1 protein-coding gene is annotated in these 636 nt (G+C 47.6%); it reads right to left on the minus strand.

The annotated features are described in order from the left end of the window. Positions 1-314 precede the first annotated feature (314 nt). Positions 315-636, minus strand: a 322-nt coding sequence (locus tag C477_RS24365) for a hypothetical protein (protein WP_204366225.1), incomplete at its 5' end; no start/stop codon positions are given.

Consider the following 636-nt stretch of genomic DNA (forward strand, 5'->3'; position numbering starts at 1 on the left):
CAGTCCGTCGAATCCTAGTTTTTTCGCCTATCTCGAGCGGCCCATAGCCCATGAATCGGGGGTGTTCCTATCACTCTGGTAGAGTAGTCGCGGGGTTCATCGGGACGACCGTGGCTTGATATGCACACGACGTCTCGCGACTCGTGTGCATATTCGTGGAACCGGATTTGTGGACGTGCAACCGCAGGGGGAAGAGGGCTAATCAGGTAGTTCAACAGCCTTGATCACTCATTTTCTTCATCTAATCGTTCCTCATCGGATCTAGCGAAGGCAATTATTGCTAACGAGGATCCTAGCACTGAGNACAGCCTTGATCACTCATTTTCTTCATCTAATCGTTCCTCATCGGATCTAGCGAAGGCAATTATTGCTAACGAGGATCCTAGCACTGAGGCTACCGCTCCAGGCGGCCCAGCGACCATGAATGCAGCCGTGTTCAAAAATTGAGCACCTATATACAATAGTAATCCATTATCTATTTTCTCGCTATGATATTGTAAAGACCGATATGTCCTATGGAAGGATAAACGGAGTTGGACTTGGCTAATATAGGATTCAATTTCCGATTCAACATCTGATTCTGCTATTCTCTTTTTCTGAGACTCTGATCTGGAGGGGGCTGCACCTGAGATACTC

Source organism: Haloterrigena salina JCM 13891, assembly GCF_000337495.1.
Taxonomy (GTDB): Archaea; Halobacteriota; Halobacteria; order Halobacteriales; family Natrialbaceae; genus Haloterrigena; species Haloterrigena salina.